The sequence below is a fragment of the Streptomyces sp. JB150 genome (genome assembly GCF_011193355.1).
Taxonomy (GTDB): Bacteria; Actinomycetota; Actinomycetes; order Streptomycetales; family Streptomycetaceae; genus Streptomyces.
The window spans coordinates 1,316,375-1,336,548 of record NZ_CP049780.1 but is presented as its reverse complement, the minus strand read 5'-3'; the positions used below and the strand labels follow the sequence as shown (position 1 = coordinate 1,336,548).

The following is a 20,174-nucleotide window of genomic DNA, read 5'->3' as shown; positions in this document are numbered from 1 at the left end:
GAGTGAGAAAAACGGGCGATTGGCGCGATCGGGGCTTGCGGTCGACAGAATCGGACCGGCCTTTCGGGGTCGGTCTGCGCTGTCAGGGCCTACATGGGGGGCCATCCGCATGATCCGTATCAGGGCACGGGGGCCCGGCCGTCGGCTGCTCGCGCTGGGACTGCCCACGGCCTGGGGCGCCCTGGCCGTCACCTACAAACTGGGCTGCCCGCTCGCCCAGCAGAACGGGCTCGGAGCGCGGATCGCCACCAGCGCCGTCTTCTTCGCCGTCGGCACCGGACTGGTGCTGCATGTGCGGCACGTGCTGCTGCGCGAACTCAAGCAGGTCCGCGAGGTCGCCGGGGCCGCGCAGAGCACGCTGCTGCGACCACTGCCGTCCGAGGTCGACGGGTTGCGGGTGGCCGCCGCCCAGCTGTCCGCCGACCGGGGTGCCGCGGTCGGCGGCGACCTGTACGAGGTCGTCGCCACCGAGCACGGCGTCCGGGCGGTGATGGGCGACGTGCGCGGGCACGGGATCGGCGCCGTCGGCACCGTCGCCGCCGTGCTCGGCAGCTTCCGCGAGGCCGTGCACGACGAGCCCGACCTCGGCCGGGTGCTGCGCCGCCTGGACCGGGCCCTCGCCCGCCATCTGCGCGAACGGGCCGCGGCGGACCCGGAGAGCCCGGTCGCCGAGGACTTCGTCACCGTGCTGCTGCTGGAGATCGGACGCGAGGGCGAGGTGCGCGTCCTCAACTGCGGCCACCCCTGGCCGTACCGGCTCCTCGACACCCGGGTCGAGCCGCTGTCGCGAGCCGAACCCCTGCCCCCGCTCGGTCCGTTCCCGCTGCCGCCCGAACTGCCCGCGGTGGCCTGCCCCTCGCTGCGCCCCAATGAGGTGCTGTTCCTGCACACGGACGGCGCGGAGGACGCCCGGGACGCGCACGGCCGGTTCTTCCCGCTGGCAGCCGTGCTCGCGGCGGCGCTGGGCGCGGGCGCGCGAACTCCCCAGGCGCTGCTGGCCGCCGTGTTCACCCGCCTGCTGCGCCACACCCAGGGAGCCCCGGCCGACGACGTCGCCTTCCTGGTCCTTCGCGACGAACGGCCGCGCAGACGCGCCCCCTCGGGCTCGCGGGCGGCCGCGCGCTCCGCCACGACCTGCCCGCAGCCCACGAAGCACTTGTAGCGGGTGTCCCGTCGACCGGGCGGAGGGGGCCGTGCCCGGCGGGCGAGCCGTCCGCCCCGCCACGGAGTGTCGGGCAGGCGACGGGGCGGACGGCGAACACGGGCCGCCGCACTGTACGAGGGGGAGCCGACGGCCCGGCCTCTTTCGAGGCATTTCAGTCAACCCGCCGGCGACCCCCCGCGACAGCGCGCGCACGGTCCGGATTCGGGCACTCCGTTCACACCCCGTGTGAAGCCGGATTCACTACGCTGTCAGCACCGAGCCACCACCGGGGGGCCTGACCCATGCAGCCCAACACCCTGCTCGACGCGATCCTGGACGAGGCGGGCATCTCGCACGCCGGGCTGGCCGCGCACGTCAACCAGGCCGGGCGGGCGCGCGGCCTCGCGCTGCGCTACGAACACACCGCCGTGGCCCGCTGGCTGAAGGGCCAGCGCCCGCGCGGCCAGGTGCCCGACCTGATCTGCGAGGTGCTCGCCGCCCGGCTGCACCGGCCGGTCACCCTCGACGACATCGGCCTCGGCGTCCCCGGCGGCGAGCCCGGCGGCCCCGGCACCTCGCTCTCCGGCTTCGTGGAGCGGGCCACCGCGCTGTGGCGCTCCGACGAGCAGCAGCGCCCGCACATCCTGGGCGCCCCCGCGGTCACCGGCACCCCCGCCGTGATGCCGGTGTGGGAGTGGGAGAACCCGCCCGAGGACGTCGACGTCTCCCGCGGCGGACGGCACCGGGTCACCCCGGCCGACATCGAGATGCTGCGCGCCGCGCGCACCCACTACGAGCAGATGTACCGCAAGGCCGGCGGGGTGGCGACCCGCACCCGGATCGTCGGCTTCCTCAACGCCGAGGCCGCGCCGCTGCTGCGCGGCGGCTACACCGACGCGACGGGCCGTCAGCTGCACCGGGCCACCGGCGGGCTGGTGGCCATCGCGGGCATCTGCGCCTACGACTCCGACGCGCACGGCCTCGCCCAGCGCTACTTCCACCAGGCGCTGCGGCTGGCGAAGGCCAGCGGGGACCGGGGACTGGGCGCGTACGTGATCGCGCTGCTGGTCAACCAGTCGCTGTTCATGAAGGAGTACCGGCAGGCCGTGGCGTTCGCGGAGGCCGCGCTGCGCACCGCCGGCCGGCACATCACGCCCGCCCTCGCCTCCGACCTGTACGCGATGCAGGCGAAGGCCTACGCGCACCTCGGCGACGGCAGCAGCGCCCTGTCCTGCATCCGGCGGGCCGAGCAGGCAGCCGAGCGGATCCGCCGCGGGTACGAGCCGGACGAGACCGGCTATGTGCAGCCCGGCCTGGTCAACGTCCAGGTGGCGGAGGCGCTGCTCAGCCTGGGCGAGCTGGCGGCGGCCCGCGAGCACGCCGAGGCGGCCGTGGACACCCCCGCCCACGACCGGGGCCGGGTGCACCGGCTGGCCATGCTCAGCACCATCGAACTGCGCCAGGGCAACGCCGAGAAGGCCGTGGACACGGCGGTGCGGATGGCGGAGCAGGCGCGGGGGATGGAGTCGCAGCGGCTGCGGGACAGACTCCGCGCGGTGCGCGAGCACCTGACGCGCAGCGGCGGCGCCGGCACGGCGGAGGCCGCCGAACTGATCGACGGGGCCCTGCGCGTACCGCTGTAGTCCCTTCCGGGGTCCCGCACGGAGGGCACCCTGACGCACCGTCATGCCCACGCCGCGCACGGGCAACGCCCGAGCCGTGCACCGTCATGCCCCCTGCCGCACAGCCGTTCACGGTGATTCACCGCGATCCCCTGCGACACCCCGCGACACGCTGCGCCCGCCGCCGCCCCGCGAGCGGCCGCCGTGCGCCTGCTGCCCGCTCGCTCCTGCTGCGATATTGCCACTTACTCGGCGGAAGGTGGCAGAACCATGCAGTGGACGAAACAGAACGAACAAACTGTGTATGAAAATCGCTGGTTCAGCGTCAATCTGGCGGACGTCGAACTGCCGGACGGCCGGCATCTCGACCACTTCCTGATACGGCTGCGGCCCGTCGCCGTGGCCACGGTGGTGAACGAGGCCAACGAGGTCCTGCTCCTGTGGCGCCACCGCTTCATCACGGACAGCTGGGGGTGGGAACTCGCGGCCGGCGTCGTCGAGGACGGCGAGGACATCGCGGCGGCGGCCGCCCGGGAACTGGAGGAGGAGACCGGCTGGCGGCCGGGACCGCTGCGCCACCTGATGAGCGTGGAGCCGTCCAACGGGCTCACCGACGCCCGGCACCACATCTACTGGGCCGACGCGGGCGAGTACGTCGGTCACCCCGTGGACGACTTCGAGTCGGACCGGCGGGAATGGGTTCCCCTCAAGGTCGTCCCCGACCTGGTCGCCCGCGGTGAGGTCCCGGCCGCCAACATGGCGGCCGCACTGCTGTTACTGCATCATCTCCGGCTCGGCCACGACACCGTGCCCTAGGCGAACGGCCCGGCCCCAGGGGTGGCTAGCGTCCGAAGGCCTGCCAGACCGCCACTACCAGGGCCCCGATCGCGGTCACCGCCGTGATCGAGGGCAGCGGCCACCGGGCATGCTCCAGGTGGACGAGCCGGGTGTGCAGCTCGTCGACTTCCTTGGCGGTCTCCTCGGTGCGGTGGGACAGCAGGGCCAGTCCGCCCTCGACGCGGGCGTACGCCACGTCGAGGCGGCGACGTAACTCTGCGAGTTCCTCCAGGGAGACGGATTGCTGGGGATCGGCGGTCACGAAACCGCTCCTTTCCGTGTTCTCTCACGTCTCTTGCATGCGCATGCCTGAGTCAACTCGCCTGGTCGGCGCATGGGGAGTGTGTGCGCACGGCATATGCGTGGCCGCCGCGCACACGGTGTGTGAAACACGTGGGCCCGGCACCTTGTCCGGGTGCCGGGCCCTTACCGCTGGCGCTGGGTAATCAGCCGCGCGCCGGTCAGCCGTACGTGTAAAAGCCGGAACCGGTCTTGCGGCCCAGCCGCCCCGCGTCGACCATGCGCTGGAGCAGCGGGGGAGCGGCGTACAGCGGCTCCTTGTACTCCTCGTACATCGAGTGCGCGACGGAGGCGACCGTGTCGAGGCCGATGAGGTCGGAGAGCTTCAGCGGGCCCATGGGGTGGGCGCAGCCCATCTCCATGCCGTTGTCGATGTCCTCGCGACTGGCGATGCCCGACTCGAACATCCGGATCGCGGAGAGCAGGTACGGGATCAGCAGCGCGTTGACCACGAAGCCGGAGCGGTCCTGGGCGCGGATGGCGTGCTTGCCGAGCACCTTCTCGGTGAACAGCTGCGCCCGGCTGAGGGTGCCCTCGGAGGTGGTGAGGGCCGGGATCAGCTCGACCAGCTGCTGCACCGGGGCCGGGTTGAAGAAGTGGATGCCGATGACCTGGTCCGGCCGCGCGGTGGCGACGGCCAGCTTCACCAGCGGGATGGAGGAGGTGTTGGAGGCCAGGATCGCGTCCGGGCGGGTCACCACCTGGTCGAGCACCTGGAAGATCTCGGTCTTGACCTGCTCGTTCTCGACGACCGCCTCGATCACCAGGTCGCGGTCGGCGAACTCGCCGAGGTCGGTGGTGAAGCTCAGCCGGGCCTGCGTGGCGTCCCGCTCGGCCTCGCTGATCTTGCCCCGCTCGGCGGCCTTGGCCAGGGAGTTGAACAGCCGGGTGCGGCCGATCTCCAGGGCCTCGCCGGTGGTCTCGGCGACCTTGACGTCCAGTCCGGCGCGGGCGCACACCTCGGCGATACCGGCGCCCATCTGGCCGCAGCCGACCACGCCGACGCGCGCGATGTCTCCCGCTGGGATGCCTGTCACATCGTCCCCTTCGCTGATCCGTTCGGCCGCGGCAGGGCCGCCGGGTCCCGGGGCCTGCGTCGAGCCTGCTTCGTGCCTGCTCCGTTCGTGCACGTTACCGCCAAGTATCGATGATCGATCGCCGGGGTCGGGCATTCTGGGCCCGGATGCGATCCGTGACCGCGTCAGGACGCGGTGTAGGGGGTGTTCTGCCATGGGACGTGTGACCCGACGGGCGTTCGCCGCGGCAGCGGTGTCGGCCCTGCTGATGACGGGCGAGGCCGGTGCCGCCCACGCGCGGGCCGGGAGGTCGCCCGCCGACGAGGACCCGGTGCCCGACGCCGGGGACGCCGGGCGGCCGGATCAGGCCACCTCGGCCGGGAAGGCGGGCCCCGCGGGCGGCGGCGCTGCGGCCGGGGAGATGCGCGGCATGTGGCTGGCCACGGTCGCCAACCGGGACTGGCCCTCGCGGACCGGGCTGAGCGCCGCCCAGCAGCGCGCCGAGCTGCTCGCCCATCTCGACCAGGCGGTCCGCAGCCGCCTCAACACGGTGATCTTCCAGGTGCGGCCCGCGGCCGACGCGCTGTGGCCCTCGCCCTACGAGCCGTGGTCGCAGTTCCTCACCGGCACCCAGGGCAAGGACCCCGGCTGGGACCCGCTGGGCACGGCCGTCGAGGAGGCCCACCGGCGCGGGCTGGAGCTGCACGCCTGGTTCAACCCGCTGCGCGTCGCCACCCACGGGGACCCGGACCGGCTGGTGCCCGGCCACCCGGCCCGCCGCCATCCGGAGTGGGTGGTGAGCTATGGCGGGCGGCTCTACTACAACCCGGGGCTGCCGGAGGTCCGGACCTTCGTGCGGACCGCGATGCTCGACGCCGTCGCCAAGTACCCGATCGACGCCGTCCACTTCGACGACTACTTCTACCCGTACCCGGTGCCGGGCCAGAGCTTCGACGACGACGCGGCCTACGACCGCCACGGCGGGGGCTTCGGCAACCGGGCCGACTGGCGGCGCGACAACATCGACCGGCTGGTGCGGGACATGGCGGCGGACATCAGGAAGGCCCGGCCCGCCGCCCGGTTCGGCATCAGCCCCTTCGGGGTGTGGCGCAACGCGGCCACCGACCCGCTCGGCTCGGACACCCGCGCCCTGCAGGCGTACGACGACCTGTACGCGGACACCCGCAAGTGGGTGCGGGAGAGCTGGATCGACTACATCTGCCCGCAGCTGTACTGGTACATCGGCTACTCCGCCGCCGACTACGCCAAGCTGGTCCCGTGGTGGTCCGAGGTCGCCCGGGGCACCGCGACGAAGCTGTACATCGGCGAGGCCCTGTACCGGGCCGGGAACCCGGCGCAGCCCGCGCCGTGGCAGGACCCGGCCGAGCTGTCCCGGCATCTGACGCTGGCCCGCGAGTATCCGCAGGTGCGCGGGCACGTCTTCTTCGCCGCCAAGGACGTGGCGGCCGACCCGGTCGGCGCGATGGCGCGGGTGATCGCCGACCACTACCGGCAGCCGGCGAACCCCGCGCGCTGAGTCACTGTCCGGTCATCGGGGACCGGCCGGTCATCGGCGGCCGGCCGGTCGTGGGGGACTGGCCGGTCGCCGCGGACTCCCCGGTCATCGGGGACTGGCCGGTCATGGGGGACTGTCCCGTCGTCGGCGACTGTCCCGTCGTCGGGGGCCGGCCGGTCATGGGGGACTGTCCGGACGCCGAAGGCTGGGTGCTCCGGTGCCGGATCTCGGTGTCGGGGCCCGGGGAGCACAGGCCCTCGTGCCCGTCCTCGAACCGGACGCGGTACGGGGGGTTGCCTCCCTGGCCGAGCACTTCCACGATCTCGCCGACCTTGTCGTGCTGTCCGACCACCCTGCCGTGCTGGACAAGCTGGTCGCCCACGCTTGCGCGCATCTGGGGCCTCCTCACCATCGAGTGAGCAGCGGTCCGTGGCCGCGTGTCCGCGGCGGTGCGCACCGGGCGGTACCGGGTGGCGCACGCCGTTCAGCCTCGCGCCCGCTGGGTGACGGCGATGCAGACGAGCACGGCCGCGGCCGTCAGCGGAGCGGCCACTGTCAGGTGCTCGCCCAGCAGCAGCACCGACCACACCAGTGTGAGCAGGGGCTGGGCCAACTGCAACTGGCTCGCCTTCGGGATGCCGATGGCCGCCATGCCCCGGTACCAGACCACGAGGCCCAGGAACTGGGAGCCCGCCGCCACCCACAGCAGCCCGGCCACGGCGTGCGCCGTGAGGGTCACCGGCTCGTACGTCAGCGCGATCGCCGCCGCGGGGAGGCTCAGCGGCAGGCACAGCACCAGCGCCCAGCCGATCACCTGCCAGCCCGGCATGACCCGGGCCAGCCGGCCGCCCTCGGTGTAACCGGCCGCGCACACCAGCAGCGCGCCGAAGAGGTAGAGGTCGGCGGTGCTCAGGCCGCCGCCGCTCTGCTGCACGGTGAAGACGCCCACGGCGGCGGCGCCCGCGAGGGCCGCCGCCCAGAAGGTGCGGGACGGGCGGGTGCCGACGCGCAGCGCGGACAGCGCGGCGGTGGTCAGCGGCAGCAGTCCGACCACGACGGCCGCGTGCGAGGTGGTCGACGTCCGGAGGGCGAGGGTGGTCAGCATGGGGAAGCCGAGGACCACTCCGGCGGCGACCACGGCCAGCCCCGGCAGATGGCGGCGGTCCGGCAGCGGGACCTTCAGGGCGAGCAGACAGCCGCCGGCGATGAGCGCCGCCAGCACACTGCGCACGGCCACCAGCGACCAGGGACCGAAGCCCTCCAGGCCCCAGGCGGTGGCCGGGAAGGTGAGGGAGAAGGCGACGACGCCCAGGGCGGCCTGGAGGGTGCCGCCGGAGACCTTGGCCCGCGGCGCGGCGGCGGTGTCGACCGCTATCGTGGTCGGCTTGATAGCGCTACTCTGTGCTCTCATGCAAGAGCGTAGCAGTGTAGGTGAGCTGGCGGAACAGCTGCGGAGAGAGCTCGACCGCTACTCTCCGGGCGGAAAGCTGCCGTCGAGTCGGGTGCTGGTGGAGCGGTTCCGGGTGAGTCCCGTGACGGTCTCCCGGGCGCTGGCGCAGCTCGCCGCGGAAGGGCTCGTGGTCACCCGGCCCGGCGCGGGCGCCTTCCGCGCCGCGACCCGCGCGTCCGCCGCCGCGCCCGCCGGGGACACCTCCTGGCAGGAACTCACCCTCAGCGCGGACGGCACCGCCGAGCCGGTCCCGCGCTCCGTCGACGCCGCCGGGGTGCTGGTCTCGCTGGCCGCGCCGCCGCCCGGCGTGATCGAGTTCAACGGCGGCTATCTGCATCCGTCCCTCCAGCCCGAGCGGGCCATGGCCGCGGCGCTGTCCCGCGCGGGGCGCCGCCCCGGCGCCTGGGGCCGGCCGCCGATGGAGGGACTGCCGGAGCTGCGGGAGTGGTTCGCGCGCAGCATCGGCGGTCCGGGCGGGGCCGTCACGGCGGCCGAGGTGCTGATCACCTCCGGCGGCCAGTCCGCGCTGACCACCGCCCTGCGCGCGCTCGCGCCGCCCGGCGCGCCGGTCCTCGTGGAGTCGCCGACCTACCCCGGCATGCTGGCCATCGCCCGCGCGGCGGGCCTGCGGCCGGTGCCGGTCCCGGTGGACGCCGACGGGGTCCGCCCCGCCCTGCTCGCCGACGCGTTCCGCGCCACCGGCGCCCGCGTCTTCGTCTGCCAGCCGCTGTTCCAGAACCCCACCGGCGCCGTCCTCGCTCCCGAACGCCGGGGCGAGGTGCTGCGGATCGCCCGTGCGGCCGGGGCGTTCGTCGTCGAGGACGACTTCGTCCGGCGGCTGGTGCACGCGGACGCGCCGCCGCTGCCGCGCCCGCTGGCCGCCGAGGACCCCGACGGGGTCGTCGTCCACGTCTGCTCGCTCACCAAGGCCACCTCGCCGAGCTTCCGGGTGTGCGCGCTGGCCGCCCGGGGTCCGGTGCTGGAGCGGCTGCGCGCCATCCAGGTCGTCGACACCTTCTTCGTGCCGCGGCCGCTGCAGGAGGCGGCGCTGGAGCTGGTCGGCTCGCCGGCCTGGCCGCGCCATCTGCGGGCCGTGTCCGCCGAGCTGAAGGCCCGGCGCGACGCGATGACCGCCGCGCTGGCCCTGCACCTGCCCGAACTGGCCCTGCCGCACATCCCGAGCGGCGGCTACCACCTGTGGCCGCGGCTGCCCGAGGGCACCGACGAGTCCGCCCTGACGGCCGCGGCCCTGCGCGCGGGTGTCGCCGTCACCCCCGGCCGCCCCTACTTCAGCGCCGAGCCGCCCGCCCCCCACCTGCGCCTGAGCTTCGCCGCGGTCGCGGGCACGGGGGAGATCACGGAAGGCGTCCGGCGCCTGCGGACGGCCTGCGACGAGGTGTTCCGGGACGGCAGGACGGCCTGAGCCGAGGTGGTGCAGGACGGCCTGAGCCGAGGTGTTCTAGGCGGAGCGGGGCACCGTGGCGACGCCGCAGGTGAACTCGGCGGTCTCGAACAGCTCCGGCGTCAGGCGTATGCCGGTGACGCGGTGGGCGAGGGCGAAGGCGGCCTCGGTGTGGTGGTCGGTGTCCCGGTCGTCCGCCTCGCTCAGGTCGAAGCCCGACTCGCGCATCTCGGTGAGGAGTTCGTCCGGGTGGCTGCCGTCGCGGTGGTAGGCGAAGAGCGGTTCGAAGTGCAGGCGCAGGGTGCCGTCCTCGTACCAGTTGAAGTGGTCCACCGCGTTGACGTTGCGGAAGTGGGACACCACCGTGCGCCCGCGCGACAGCGGCAGCATGGCCTCGTCCCGTATGCCGAGGTAGCCGTTGTACTCGAGCATCAGGGCCCAGTCGCCGACGGTGGTGGCGCCGACGTACATCCGGTAGGGCGTCTGCACCGCGTACGACGGCTCCGCGAGCGCGGCCACGCCGGTGGCCCGGCCCGCCGGCTCGGCCCTCAGCTCCGCGAGCAGGTCCTCGGCGGTCAGCCCGCGCACCAGCGTGACGCAGTACGCCTCCATCAGGTCCGCGTACCGCTCCTCCAGCCACGTGTAGTCCGCGGCGGTCGTGATCCCGTTCATGACCGCAGCATCGCACCCGCCACTGACAACGCCGGGCGACCTGCGAAAACCCCTCGACCGCGGCGCGCTGAACCTGCCAGCCTCCCCCCATGACCGACGACTTCGGCCTCCCCGACGGCTACGAGATCTCCACCGACCCCGGCCGCGTCGACGCCGGGCGCGTGCACCGGTGGCTGTCCACCGACGCGTACTGGGCGATCGGGCGGACCCGTGAGAAGCAGGACCGCGCGATCGCCGGGTCGCTCAACTTCGGCGTGTACGACACGCGGTCGGGGGAGCAGGTGGCCTACGCGCGCGTGGTCACCGACCGGACGACGTTCGCGTGGCTGTGCGATGTGTACGTGGACCGGCCGGTGCGCGGCAAGGGCGTCGGTACGGCGCTGGTGGCGGCCGTACGGGAGGAGCTGCGGCCCGACGGGCTGCGGCGGATCCTGCTCGCCACGCACGACGCGCACGGGGTGTACGGCAAGCTGGGGTTCGCGCCGCTGGACCGGCCGGAGCAGTGGATGGCGCTGTATTTCTAGGCGACACCTCTTGACCCGCGCACTTCCGGACCGCACCATCCCCGCATGCCACTTCGGGTCACCTTCGTCGCCGCCGCGCGCAGCTCCCCGTCGGCGCCGGAACGGTTCGAGGACGACCGGCCGCTGGACCAGGCGGGCTGGGACGCGGTGCAGCGCGTCGCGCACGAGCTGCTGCCGCTCGCGGCGGCCGAGCTGCGCTACTGCTCGCCCACGCCGCGCAGCCGCGCCACCGGCGACGCCCTCGGCTACGCGCCGCTGGCGCAGCTCGCCCTGCGCGACTGCGACATGGGCCGCTGGCGGGGGCTGACCCTCGGCGAGGCGATGGCCCGCGAGCCGCAGGCCGTGGACGCCTGGCTCGCCGATCCGCGCGGCACCCCGTACGGCGGTGAGCCGCTGCTCGCCTTCATCGGCCGGGTCGGCGGCTGGCTGGACACCCGGCCGCGCGAGGACGGCTGCCGGATCGTGGCGGTGGCCGAGCCGTCGGTGATCCGCGCGGCACTGGTGTACGCGCTGCAGGCGCCCCCGTCGGCGTACTGGAACATCGACGTCCGCCCGCTGTCGACGGTCACGGTGACCGGGCACGCGGGCCGCTGGAACCTGCGGTTCGACGCCGGCTCCGGCGCCACCCACCCCGCTGTGGACGTCCGGGCTCAGTCCACGCGCGTGTAGTCCGTGGTCAGCACCAGATCCTTCGCCGGGCCCCGGACCCGCCACACGGTCCGCCAGCGGTCCGCGTCCCGGACGGTGAACTCGCCGCGGTAGAGGTCGGCCGCGCAGGGGTGGTCGGCGACCCAGTGCCCGGTCGTCAGGTCCAGGTCGTGGAAGGGCCGTCCGTCCGCGAACCGCACGTCGGCCGTCCCCGCGCCGGCCGCTCCCGGCAGGAAGCGCAGCGTGCGCTCGGCGGGCCGGGCGACGCCCTGCCACACGAAGGTGCCGGACTCCCGGTGCAGCAGCGCGCCGCCCTCAGAAGGGCCGAGAACCGTCGTTCCGTCGAAGCGGCCCTCGTCCCCGCTCGCGAGATCGCGCACCGACCGCTCGACCCGCCAGCTCCCGGCCAGGAACGCCAGTACCTCCGGAACTGGCCAGAACTCGCCCATCTCCTACCGCTCTCCGTCCCGTCCGTCGCCGCGCGACCCATTGACGCCTACCCGCCCCCTCCCTATCTTGCCGTTCGAAGTGCTGACCAAGGTCCGATATTTCGAACAGCTCCCGCTCCGGGAGCACAGAGCCGCGGAGTATCCATGTCACGCACCACCCGCACCACCCGCCGGAGACTGGGCCTGGCCGCGACCGCCGCGCTGGCCGTCTCCTGCGCGCTCGTGCCCGCGCCCGCGCACGCCGAGCCCGTCACCGACTACGCGATCACCGCCGACCCGTCCGCCACCGGCGCGCAGATCGACGACACCATGTACGGCGTCTTCTTCGAGGACATCAACCGCGCCGCCGACGGCGGTCTGTACGCCGAGCTGGTGCAGAACCGGTCCTTCGAGTACTCCACCGCCGACAACGGCGGGTACACCCCGCTGACCTCCTGGACCGTCGACGGCACCGCCCAGGTCCTGAACGACGACGGGCGGCTCAACGAGCGCAACCGCAACTACCTCTCCCTGGGCGCCGGCTCGTCCGTCACCAACGCCGGCTACAACACCGGCATCCGGGTCGAGCAGGGCAAGAAGTACGACTTCTCCGTCTGGGCCCGCGCCGCCGCCGGCACCACCCTCACCGTGTCCCTCAAGGACGCCGCCGGCACCCTGGCCACCGCCCGGCAGGTGGCCGTCGAGGGCGGCTGGGCCAAGTACACCGCCACCTTCACCGCGACCCGGACCGGCAACCGGGGCCGCCTCGCGGTCGCCTCCTCCGGCGCGGTCGCGCTCGACATGGTCTCGCTGTTCCCGCGCGACACCTACAGGAACCAGCCCAACGGCCTGCGCAAGGACCTCGCCGAGAAGATCGAGGCCCTGAAGCCGGGCTTCGTCCGCTTCCCCGGCGGCTGCCTGGTCAACACCGGCTCCATGCAGGACTACAGCGAGGCCAGCGGCTGGCAGCGCAAGCGGGCCTACCAGTGGAAGGACACCATCGGCCCGGTCGAGCAGCGCGCCACCAACGCCAACTTCTGGGGCTACAACCAGAGCTACGGCCTCGGCTACTACGAGTACTTCCGCTTCGCCGAGGACATCGGCGCCATGCCGCTGCCCGTCGTCCCCGCCCTGGTCACCGGCTGCGGCCAGAACCGCGCCACCGACGACGAGGCGCTGCTGAAGCGGCACATCCAGGACACCCTCGACCTGATCGAGTTCGCCAACGGCCCGGCCACCTCGACGTGGGGCAAGGTGCGCGCCCGGATGGGCCACCCCAAGCCCTTCGGCCTCACCCACATCGGCGTCGGCAACGAGGAGAACCTGCCGGACGCGTTCTTCGCCCGCTTCCAGCGCTTCCGCGCCGCGATCGAGGCGAGGTACCCCAACATCACCGTCATCTCCAACTCCGGCCCCGACGACACCGGCACCACCTTCGACCGCCTGTGGCAGCTCAACCGCGAGAGCGGCGTCGGCATGGTCGACGAGCACTACTACAACAGCCCGCAGTGGTTCCTCCAGAACAACGACCGCTACGACGACTACGACCGCGGCGGCCCGAAGGTCTTCCTCGGCGAGTACGCCTCCCAGGGCAACGCCTTCAGGAACGCCCTCGCCGAGGCCGCGTTCATGACCGGTCTGGAGCGCAACGCGGACATCGTCAAGCTCGCCTCGTACGCCCCGCTGCTCGCCAACGAGGACTACGTGCAGTGGAGCCCCGACATGATCTGGTTCAACAACCGCGCCTCCTGGAACTCGGCGAACTACGAGGTCCAGAAGCTGTTCATGAACAACGTCGGCGACCGCGTGATCCCCTCCACCGCCACCGGCACCCCGGACGTCAGCGGCCCCATCACCGGCGCGGTCGGCCTGTCCACCTGGGCCACCAGCGCCGCCTACGACGACGTGAGGGTCACCGCGGCCGACGGCACCACCCTGCTCAGCGACGACTTCTCCGCCGGCGCCGCGCAGTGGAAGCACGTCGGCGCGGGCAGCTGGTCCGTCCAGGACGGCGCCTACGTCCAGACCGACGCCGCCGCCGAGAACACCCTGGTCACGGCGGGCGACCCGGCGTGGAAGGACTACGACCTGCACGTGAAGGCCACCAAGAGGTCCGGCAAGGAGGGCTTCCTCGTCGCCTTCGGCGTGCGGGACACCGGCCATTACTACTGGTGGAACCTCGGCGGCTGGAACAACACCCAGTCCGCCGTGGAGCGGGCCTCCGACGGCGGCAAGTCGACGCTCATTTCCAAGCCGCACTCGATCGAGACGGGCCGCGCCTACGACATCGACATCAAGGTGCGGGGCCGCCAGGTCGCCCTCTACCTGGACGGGCAGCTGTGGGGCAGCTTCACCGACGACAAGCCGGCCGAGCCGTTCCGCCAGGTCGTCACCGAGGACCGGCGCACGGGTGACCTGATCGTCAAGGTCGTCAACGCGCAGCCCACGGCGGCCCGCACCGCGATCGACCTCGGCGGCGCGAAGGTCTCCTCGCGGGCCCGGGTCACCACGCTGGCCGCCGACCCGCAGGACGTGAACACCGAGACCGACACCCCGGTCACCCCGGTGAGGTCCACGTTCAGCGGTGTCGCCGCGACGTTCACCTACACCTTCCCGGCGAACTCGGTCACCTTCCTGCGGATCGCCAGGCGATAGGGAGCTGGGGAACCGCCAAGCAGCGGAACCAGAGTGGGAACGGGCGGCCCGCGCGCGAGGTGCACCCGGGCCGCCCGCACCCCCTCAGGTCCTTACTCCCTCTCGAACTGCGCCGCGTTGACCGCGGCTTGAAGCCGAAGCCAGGTGGGATCCGATGCGCCGGCCGCGGTCACCGTCGCCAGGTCGTCCGCCTCCCACGTACGGGTCCCGTCGGTCACGACGAGGTGTGTCTCCAGGCTGTCGCCGTCGTCCGGAACCTCGGCAGTGGCCTCCAGGAACGCCGTGGCCGCGGCTTCGGAGACCTCCCTGCTCGCGGCGCGCGTCCGCGGGGAGCCGGAGGACACGGACAGGAGCACCAGCTCTCCTCCACCGCCGGCGACGAGGAGCTCGCCCGTCGCCGTGGCGGCCAGCGCGGACACGCGGGTCCCGGTCAGCACCGCGTGCTCGACGGACTGCGAGGTGTCGAGGTCCACCTCGATCAGCGCCCCCGTGGGCGTGGCGATCCACAGCACACCCGGCCGCGACCCGAAGGCGAGGTTGTGACGCGACCAGGACGTCATCTCGTCGAGCCACTCCCGCGGGTAGGGATAGCCGGGGCAGGGGGCGCCGAGTGTCGTGGCCAGAACCCGGCGCAGCGAAGGGAACTCGAAGACGTCCACCGTGTTGCCGTACGCGTTGCCACGGATCGCGATGTGGCGTCCGTCCGCGCTGAAGAGCGGCGTCCGGTAACCGTCGCAGTCCAGGATCAGCGCCCGGCGCAGCGGTCGGATCGCGGCGGGCGCGGTCCCCTGATCGACGCGCGCGAACAGGCAGTGGGTCGCGCCCTGGTCGCTGACGAGCGTGGCGACGAGTCCGCCCCCCGGGTGCTCCGTCACTCCCGTGTCCCACCGGGGCCCGGCACCGATGGTCCCGGAGGCGAGGTCGAGGGCGTCCGAGCTCTCCCACCCGCCGCCCTCGTCGCGGAACGACGGTGCGCCCCACAGGGTCTGCCCGTCCGGGCTGAAAGCCAGACCGCGGTAGGCAGCCCCGGCCGGAGCGCCCTGCGGTGCGCGGACCCCGGCGGGAGTCCATTGCCGCAGTCCGTCCTCGCCTGCCACGACGAGCAGGGGCTCGTCCGGATGCCACGCCGCAGCGGGCGTCCGCTGCGCCCGCTCCCACCCGAAGGCGCCTCCATAGGTCCGCGACGTGAGGCCCACGGAACCGAGTGCGCGTAGCTGCCCCGCGCCGCAGTCCCATAGGTGGATCGCCGGACGCTCGGCATCCCAGCAGGCCACCAGCGGAAGCCGCGGATGGCATCTCAGCTGTTCGAAGGAGCGCTCGCCGCCGGCCGTCCCGCGTGCCACTACGTCGAGATCAGTCACCCCGGCACCGTAGTCCCCGCCGGCCCGCGCGGCGAGCCCCTCACCCGGCGACCTGGTGCGGGCGTCGCCCTTTCGAGCCGCACTCCGGCGTGCTCCTCGCCATCGGCCCGGCTGCGCGCTGTCTCCGGACGGCCGCACGGTGTTCGACCGGAGAGATCACGCCCGCCATTGCATAAAAGTGCAGCGAAACGTATAGTCATGCCATCCAGGAGGAGGACCCATGACGGTACGTGCGGCAGTGGCCGGAGCGAGCGGGTACGCGGGCGGAGAGCTGCTGCGCCTGCTGCTCGCGCACCCCGAGGTCGAGATCGGCGCCCTCACCGGCAACTCCAACGCCGGACAGCGGCTCGGCGCGCTCCAGCCGCACCTGCTGCCGCTGGCCGGCCGGGTGCTCGACGAGACCACCGCCGACGTGCTCGCCGGGCACGACGTGGTCTTCCTCGCCCTGCCGCACGGCCAGTCCGCCGCCGTCGCCGAACAGCTCGGCCCGGACGTCCTCGTCGTCGACATGGGCGCCGACTTCCGGCTGAAGGACGCCGCCGACTGGGAGAGGTTCTACGGCTCCCCGCACGCCGGGACCTGGCCCTACGGCCTCCCCGAACTGCCGGGCGCCCGCGCCGCGCTGGAGGGGTCCAAGCGCATCGCGGTGCCCGGCTGCTACCCCACGGCCGTCTCCCTCGCCCTCTTCCCGGCCTACGCCGCGGGACTCGCCGAGGCCGAGGCCGTGATCGTCGCCGCGTCCGGCACGTCGGGCGCGGGCAAGGCGCCCAAGCCGCATCTGCTGGGCAGCGAGGTCATGGGCTCCATGACGCCGTACGGCGTCGGCGGCGGCCACCGGCACACGCCCGAGATGATCCAGAACCTCAGCGCGGTGGCCGGGCGGACCGTGAGCGTCTCCTTCACCCCCACCCTCGCGCCCATGCCGCGCGGCATCCTCGCCACGTGCAGCGCGAAGGCGAGGCCCGGCGTGACCGCCGAGTCCGTCCGCGCCGCCTACGAGAAGGCCTTCGCCGACGAGCCCTTCGTGCACCTGCTGCCCGAGGGCCAGTGGCCGGCCACGGCGTCCGTCTGCGGTTCCAACGCCGTGCACACGCAGGTCGCCTACGACGCGGCCGCCGGCCGGATCATCGCGGTCAGCGCCATCGACAACCTCACCAAGGGCACCGCCGGCGGTGCCGTACAGAGCATGAACATCGCCCTCGGATTCCCCGAGGAGCTGGGTCTTTCCACGATCGGCGTCGCACCGTGAGCGACGCGCGGGCGGCCGCCGGGCCGCAGACGACGACGATGGCCGCACCGGTGCACCGCCCGGGCGGAGAAACGAACAAGGAGATGCAGTGAGCGTCACGGCAGCCAAGGGATTCACGGCGGCGGGCATCGCCGCCGGGATCAAGGAGAACGGCAACCCGGACCTGGCCCTCGTGGTCAACACCGGGCCGCGCCGCGCCGCCGCGGGCGTCTTCACCTCCAACCGCGTCAAGGCCGCCCCGGTCCTGTGGTCCGAGCAGGTCCTCAAGAGCGGGCAGCTCACGGCCGTCGTCCTCAACTCCGGCGGAGCCAACGCCTGCACCGGCCCCAAGGGCTTCCAGGACACCCACGCCACCGCCGAGAAGGTGGCCGAGGTGCTGGACATCGGCGCCGGCGAGGTCGCCGTCTGCTCCACCGGACTCATCGGCGTCCTGCTGCCCATGGACAAGCTGCTGCCCGGCGTCGAGACCGCCGCCGCCCAGCTGTCCGAGCACGGCGGCGAGAAGGCCGCCATCGCCATCAAGACCACCGACACCGTCCACAAGACGTCCGTCGTCAGCCGGGACGGCTGGACCGTCGGCGGCATGGCCAAGGGCGCCGGGATGCTCGCGCCCGGCCTCGCCACCATGCTCGTCGTCCTCACCACCGACGCCGACGTCGACAGCGCGACCCTGGACAAGGCGCTGCGCGCGGCCACCAGGGTCACCTTCGACCGGGTCGACTCCGACGGCTGCATGTCCACCAACGACACCGTGCTGCTGCTCGCCTCCGGCGCCTCCGGGATCACCCCGGGGTACGACGCGTTCGCCGAGGCCGTCCGGGCCGTCTGCGACGACCTCGGTCAGCAGCTGATCCGGGACGCCGAGGGTGCCAGCAAGGACATCAAGGTCGAGGTGGTGGGCGCCGCGACCGAGGCGGACGCCGTCGAGGTGGGCCGCTCCATCGCCCGCAACAACCTCCTCAAGTGCGCCATCCACGGCGAGGACCCGAACTGGGGCCGCGTCCTCTCCGCGATCGGCACCACCCGGGCGGCCTTCGAGCCGGACCGGCTGAACGTCGCCATCAACGGCGTCTGGGTGTGCAAGAACGGCTCCGTCGGCGAGGACCGCGACAAGGTCGACATGCGCTACCGCGAGGTGCACATCGTCGCCGACCTCGCCGCCGGCTCCGAGACCGCCACCATCTGGACCAACGACCTCACCGCCGACTACGTCCACGAGAACAGCGCCTACTCCTCATGAGCACACGCAAGCACACGGCACTGCCGAAAGCGCAGATCCTCATCGAGGCGCTGCCCTGGCTGGTGCGGCACAACGGCAAGACCGTCGTCATCAAGTTCGGCGGCAACGCCATGGTCGACGAGGAACTGAAGGCCGCCTTCGCCCAGGACGTCGTCTTCCTGCACCACGCCGGGCTCAAGCCCGTCGTCGTGCACGGCGGCGGCCCGCAGATCAGCGCCGCCCTCGACAAGCACGGCATCGTCAGCGAGTTCAAGGCGGGCCTGCGCGTCACCACCGAGGACGCCATGGACGTCGTACGGATGGTGCTCGCCGGGCAGGTGCAGCGCGAGCTGGTCGGGCTGCTCAACCAGCACGGCCCGCTCGCCGTCGGCCTCACCGGCGAGGACGCGCACACCATCACCGCCGTCAAGCACCAGCCGGAGATCGACGGCGAACTCGTCGACATCGGCCGGGTCGGCGAGATCACCGACATCGACACCGGCGCGATCGAGGCGCTGCTCGCCGACGGACGCATCCCGGTCGTCTCGTCCATCGCCCGCTCCCGCGACGACGGGCACGTCTACAACGTCAACGCCGACACGGCGGCCGCGGCCCTCGCCGCCGCCCTCGGCGCCGAGACCCTGATGGTCCTCACGGACGTCGAGGGACTCTACGAGGACTGGCCGCACAGCGACGAGGTGATCAGCCGCCTCACCGCCTCCCAGCTGGAGAAACTGCTGCCCGAGCTGTCCTCCGGCATGGTGCCGAAGATGGAGGGCTGCCTGCACGCCGTACGCAACGGCGTCAGGACCGCCCGCGTCATCGACGGCCGGGTCCAGCACTCGATCCTGCTGGAGATCTTCACCGACGAGGGCATCGGCACGATGGTCGTGCCCGACGGACAAGAGGGGGACGGGAAGTGACGGACCAGCTGACGGGCCATCAGGGGCTGACCCGGCGGTGGCAGGGCGCCCTCATGAACAACTACGGCACCCCGCGCCTGCCCCTCGTACGCGGCGAGGGCACCCGGCTGTGGGACGCCGACGGCAAGCAGTACCTCGACTTCGTCGGCGGTATCGCCGTCAACGCGCTCGGCCACGCGCACCCGGCCGTCGTCGAGGCCGTCAGCCGGCAGATCGCCGCCCTCGGCCACGTCTCCAACCTGTTCGTCGCCGAACCGCCCGTCGCCCTCGCCGAACGGCTCCTGACGCTCTTCGGCCGCGACGGCAAGGTCTACTTCTGCAACTCCGGCGCCGAGGCCAACGAGGCCGCCTTCAAGATCGGCCGGCTCACCGGGCGCTCCCACATGGTCGCCACCCAGGGCGGCTTCCACGGCCGCACCATGGGCGCCCTCGCCCTCACCGGCCAGCCCGCCAAGCAGGAGCCGTTCCTGCCGCTGCCCGGCGACGTCACCCACGTCCCCTACGGCGACGCGCAGGCGCTGGCCGCCGCGGTCACCGAGGACACCGCCCTCGTCGTCATCGAGCCGATCCAGGGCGAGAACGGCGTCGTCGTCCCTCCCCCCGGCTACCTCAAGGCCGCCCGCGCCATCACCGCCGCCACCGGCTCGCTGCTCGTCCTCGACGAGGTGCAGACCGGCGTCGGCCGCACCGGGCACTGGTTCGAGTACCAGGCCCACGAGGGCGTCCTGCCCGACGTCGTCACCCTCGCCAAGGGCCTCGGCGGCGGACTGCCGCTCGGCGCGACCGTCGCCTTCGGCCGCGCCGCCGACCTGCTCCAGCCGGGCCAGCACGGCACCACCTTCGGCGGCAACCCCGTCGCCTGCGCGGCCGGACTCGCCGTCCTCGACACCATCGCGGACGAGGGACTGCTGGAGAACGTCAAGCACCGCGGTGACCAGCTCCGGGCGGGAATCGAGGGGCTGGGCCACCCGCTCGTCGCCCACGTCCGGGGCGCGGGCCTGCTCCTGGGTATCGTGCTCACCGAACCGCTTGCGGCACAGGTGCAGCAGGCGGCTCAGGACGCCGGTTTCCTGGTGAACGCGCCCGCCCCCGATGTCGTACGGCTGATGCCGCCGCTGAACCTCGGTGACGACGAAGTGGCGGCGCTGCTCCAGGCGCTGCCCGGCATCCTCGACGCAGCGAACGGGGACGGACGATCCGGAGAATGA

General features: G+C 72.9%; 18 protein-coding genes and 1 pseudogene. 12 read left to right on the top strand and 7 right to left on the bottom strand.

The features are described from left to right. The first annotated feature begins 109 nt into the window (after positions 1-109). From G7Z13_RS06375 to G7Z13_RS06365, 3 genes are all read left to right on the top strand, one after another. On the top strand, positions 110-1,162 hold the full coding sequence (locus G7Z13_RS06375; RefSeq protein WP_165996873.1) for a PP2C family protein-serine/threonine phosphatase: 1,053 nt from the start codon (positions 110-112) through the stop codon (positions 1,160-1,162). Between the two features lie 284 nt (positions 1,163-1,446). Beyond that, positions 1,447-2,787, top strand: coding sequence for a transcriptional regulator (locus G7Z13_RS06370; protein ID WP_165996871.1), 1,341 nt, complete (start codon positions 1,447-1,449; stop codon positions 2,785-2,787). Between the two features lie 249 nt (positions 2,788-3,036). Continuing rightward, positions 3,037-3,582, top strand: a complete 546-nt coding sequence (locus G7Z13_RS06365) for an NUDIX domain-containing protein (protein WP_165996868.1) — start codon at positions 3,037-3,039, stop codon at positions 3,580-3,582. A 25-nt stretch (positions 3,583-3,607) separates the two neighbouring features. Here G7Z13_RS06365 and G7Z13_RS06360 read toward each other — a convergent pair whose 3' ends face one another. Next, entirely contained in the window at positions 3,608-3,865 is a 258-nt protein-coding gene (locus G7Z13_RS06360; RefSeq protein ID WP_165996866.1) for a hypothetical protein, read from the bottom strand. Between the two features lie 199 nt (positions 3,866-4,064). Continuing rightward, positions 4,065-4,940 carry a 3-hydroxybutyryl-CoA dehydrogenase gene (locus tag G7Z13_RS06355; protein ID WP_165996865.1) on the bottom strand — a complete coding sequence of 292 codons (876 nt, stop codon included), beginning with the start codon at positions 4,938-4,940 and terminating at the stop codon, positions 4,065-4,067. Positions 4,941-5,133: 193 nt separating this feature from the next. Between G7Z13_RS06355 and G7Z13_RS06350 the strand changes: the two genes are divergently transcribed. After that, positions 5,134-6,456 (top strand): family 10 glycosylhydrolase, encoded by a 1,323-nt coding sequence (locus G7Z13_RS06350; RefSeq protein WP_240926129.1) that lies wholly within the window; start codon positions 5,134-5,136, stop codon positions 6,454-6,456. Between the two features lie 193 nt (positions 6,457-6,649). Here the strand turns inward: G7Z13_RS06350 and G7Z13_RS06345 are convergent. Continuing rightward, positions 6,650-6,829, bottom strand: a pseudogene (locus tag G7Z13_RS06345) (DUF1918 domain-containing protein); the annotation flags it as partial. Positions 6,830-6,919: 90 nt separating this feature from the next. Next, the gene (locus G7Z13_RS06340) at positions 6,920-7,846 is read right to left on the bottom strand and encodes a DMT family transporter (RefSeq protein ID WP_165996863.1); all 927 of its coding nucleotides are present in this window, start codon (positions 7,844-7,846) and stop codon (positions 6,920-6,922) included. Here G7Z13_RS06340 and G7Z13_RS06335 point away from each other — a divergent pair. Next, the gene (locus G7Z13_RS06335; protein ID WP_165996861.1) at positions 7,845-9,308 is read left to right on the top strand and encodes a PLP-dependent aminotransferase family protein; all 1,464 of its coding nucleotides are present in this window, start codon (positions 7,845-7,847) and stop codon (positions 9,306-9,308) included. The two genes, G7Z13_RS06340 and G7Z13_RS06335, sit on opposite strands and share 2 nt — an antisense overlap. 36 nt (positions 9,309-9,344) lie before the next feature. Here the strand turns inward: G7Z13_RS06335 and G7Z13_RS06330 are convergent, their stop codons facing one another. After that, entirely contained in the window at positions 9,345-9,959 is a 615-nt protein-coding gene (locus tag G7Z13_RS06330; RefSeq protein WP_165996859.1) for a DUF6461 domain-containing protein, read from the bottom strand. Positions 9,960-10,048: 89 nt separating this feature from the next. Between G7Z13_RS06330 and G7Z13_RS06325 the strand changes: the two genes are divergently transcribed. Next, positions 10,049-10,483 (top strand): GNAT family N-acetyltransferase, encoded by a 435-nt coding sequence (locus tag G7Z13_RS06325; protein ID WP_165996857.1) that lies wholly within the window; start codon positions 10,049-10,051, stop codon positions 10,481-10,483. A 45-nt stretch (positions 10,484-10,528) separates the two neighbouring features. Further along, positions 10,529-11,152, top strand: a complete 624-nt coding sequence (locus G7Z13_RS06320) for a histidine phosphatase family protein (protein WP_165996855.1) — start codon at positions 10,529-10,531, stop codon at positions 11,150-11,152. On the opposite strand, the gene G7Z13_RS06315 is transcribed toward G7Z13_RS06320, so the two are convergent. After that, a complete protein-coding gene (locus G7Z13_RS06315; RefSeq protein ID WP_165996854.1) occupies positions 11,134-11,580 on the bottom strand; it encodes a DUF6314 family protein in 447 nt (148 codons plus the stop codon). The genes G7Z13_RS06320 and G7Z13_RS06315 overlap by 19 nt on opposite strands. 144 nt (positions 11,581-11,724) lie before the next feature. Between G7Z13_RS06315 and G7Z13_RS06310 the strand changes: the two genes are divergently transcribed. Next, positions 11,725-14,214: an alpha-L-arabinofuranosidase C-terminal domain-containing protein gene (locus G7Z13_RS06310; RefSeq protein ID WP_165996852.1), complete on the top strand. Its 2,490-nt coding sequence runs from the start codon at positions 11,725-11,727 to the stop codon at positions 14,212-14,214. A gap of 92 nt (positions 14,215-14,306) precedes the next feature. On the opposite strand, the gene G7Z13_RS06305 is transcribed toward G7Z13_RS06310, so the two are convergent. Further along, positions 14,307-15,575, bottom strand: coding sequence for a hypothetical protein (locus tag G7Z13_RS06305; protein ID WP_240926128.1), 1,269 nt, complete (start codon positions 15,573-15,575; stop codon positions 14,307-14,309). Between the two features lie 220 nt (positions 15,576-15,795). Here G7Z13_RS06305 and argC point away from each other — a divergent pair, with 220 nt between their 5' ends. The 4 genes from argC (at position 15,796) to G7Z13_RS06285 (ending at position 20,174) form a co-directional block, all read left to right on the top strand. Further along, on the top strand, positions 15,796-16,824 hold the full coding sequence (argC, locus tag G7Z13_RS06300) for an N-acetyl-gamma-glutamyl-phosphate reductase (protein ID WP_165996849.1): 1,029 nt from the start codon (positions 15,796-15,798) through the stop codon (positions 16,822-16,824). A gap of 88 nt (positions 16,825-16,912) precedes the next feature. Continuing rightward, a complete protein-coding gene (argJ, locus tag G7Z13_RS06295) occupies positions 16,913-18,064 on the top strand; it encodes a bifunctional glutamate N-acetyltransferase/amino-acid acetyltransferase ArgJ (protein WP_165996847.1) in 1,152 nt (383 codons plus the stop codon). After that, positions 18,061-18,966, top strand: coding sequence for an acetylglutamate kinase (gene argB / locus G7Z13_RS06290; protein WP_165996845.1), 906 nt, complete (start codon positions 18,061-18,063; stop codon positions 18,964-18,966). The genes argJ and argB overlap by 4 nt, the downstream gene beginning before the upstream one ends. After that, positions 18,963-20,174 (top strand): acetylornithine transaminase, encoded by a 1,212-nt coding sequence (locus G7Z13_RS06285; RefSeq protein WP_277347391.1) that lies wholly within the window; start codon positions 18,963-18,965, stop codon positions 20,172-20,174. Before argB ends, G7Z13_RS06285 begins: the two co-directional genes overlap by 4 nt.

Bases quoted from the DNA above. Each gene is read 5' to 3' on its own strand.
- G7Z13_RS06375 (WP_165996873.1), top strand. From the start codon at position 110: ATGATCCGTATCAGGGCACGGGGGCCCGGCCGTCGGCTGCTCGCGCTG.
- G7Z13_RS06370 (WP_165996871.1), top strand. From the start codon at position 1,447: ATGCAGCCCAACACCCTGCTCGACGCGATCCTGGACGAGGCGGGCATC.
- G7Z13_RS06365 (WP_165996868.1), top strand. From the start codon at position 3,037: ATGCAGTGGACGAAACAGAACGAACAAACTGTGTATGAAAATCGCTGG.
- G7Z13_RS06350 (WP_240926129.1), top strand. From the start codon at position 5,134: ATGGGACGTGTGACCCGACGGGCGTTCGCCGCGGCAGCGGTGTCGGCC.
- G7Z13_RS06335 (WP_165996861.1), top strand. From the start codon at position 7,845: ATGCAAGAGCGTAGCAGTGTAGGTGAGCTGGCGGAACAGCTGCGGAGA.
- G7Z13_RS06340 (WP_165996863.1), bottom strand. From the start codon at position 7,846: ATGAGAGCACAGAGTAGCGCTATCAAGCCGACCACGATAGCGGTCGAC.
- G7Z13_RS06330 (WP_165996859.1), bottom strand. From the start codon at position 9,959: ATGAACGGGATCACGACCGCCGCGGACTACACGTGGCTGGAGGAGCGG.
- G7Z13_RS06325 (WP_165996857.1), top strand. From the start codon at position 10,049: ATGACCGACGACTTCGGCCTCCCCGACGGCTACGAGATCTCCACCGAC.
- G7Z13_RS06320 (WP_165996855.1), top strand. From the start codon at position 10,529: ATGCCACTTCGGGTCACCTTCGTCGCCGCCGCGCGCAGCTCCCCGTCG.
- G7Z13_RS06315 (WP_165996854.1), bottom strand. From the start codon at position 11,580: ATGGGCGAGTTCTGGCCAGTTCCGGAGGTACTGGCGTTCCTGGCCGGG.
- G7Z13_RS06310 (WP_165996852.1), top strand. From the start codon at position 11,725: ATGTCACGCACCACCCGCACCACCCGCCGGAGACTGGGCCTGGCCGCG.
- argC (WP_165996849.1), top strand. From the start codon at position 15,796: ATGACGGTACGTGCGGCAGTGGCCGGAGCGAGCGGGTACGCGGGCGGA.
- argB (WP_165996845.1), top strand. From the start codon at position 18,061: ATGAGCACACGCAAGCACACGGCACTGCCGAAAGCGCAGATCCTCATC.